This window comes from Mesorhizobium sp. M2E.F.Ca.ET.219.01.1.1, from assembly GCF_004016445.2.
GTDB lineage: Bacteria > Pseudomonadota > Alphaproteobacteria > Rhizobiales > Rhizobiaceae > Mesorhizobium.
This window is the reverse complement of record NZ_SADT02000057.1, coordinates 1-419: the sequence shown is the minus strand read 5'-3', so window position 1 is coordinate 419 and position 419 is coordinate 1. Positions and strand designations below refer to the sequence as shown.

Annotated in this window: 1 protein-coding gene; it reads right to left on the bottom strand. The window is 59.4% G+C overall.

Annotated elements, in window-relative coordinates:
* A partial coding sequence (locus EN862_RS34900; RefSeq protein WP_281035872.1) for a DUF2235 domain-containing protein occupies nucleotides 1–417 on the bottom strand: 417 nt, incomplete at its 3' end.
* Between the last annotated feature and the right edge of the window lie 2 nt (nucleotides 418–419).

Here is a 419-nt window from a genome sequence, read left to right as displayed (position 1 = left end):
GTCCCAGACGGCCACCAGCTTGATCGGCACGCGGCGGGAGTATTTCAGCATCCAGCGTTCTTCCAGGGCAGAGGCCTTCAGCGGGCCTGCGACCAAGTCGTCATGAAGCTTCCACACGGTCAGCGCGTCGCGTCGGCGGTACCGGGCGAACAACTGGTTGACGCTTAACGGGGCACCCGGCCTCAACAGGCCACACTTGGTGATAAAGCCTGTCAGAGAACGCGCAGTGAAGGCGCCACGGCTGAAGCCGAACACGAAGATGTCGTCACCATCGTTGTAGTTTTCGACCAGCCACTCATAGGCATCAAGGATATTCCTGAGCAGCCCCTTCCCAAAGGCTCCGCCAATGACTCCGTTCACCCCGATATCATAGTAGGCGAGCTGGGCTGGGTTTCCGGTGTCTTTCGTTGAACACAGGG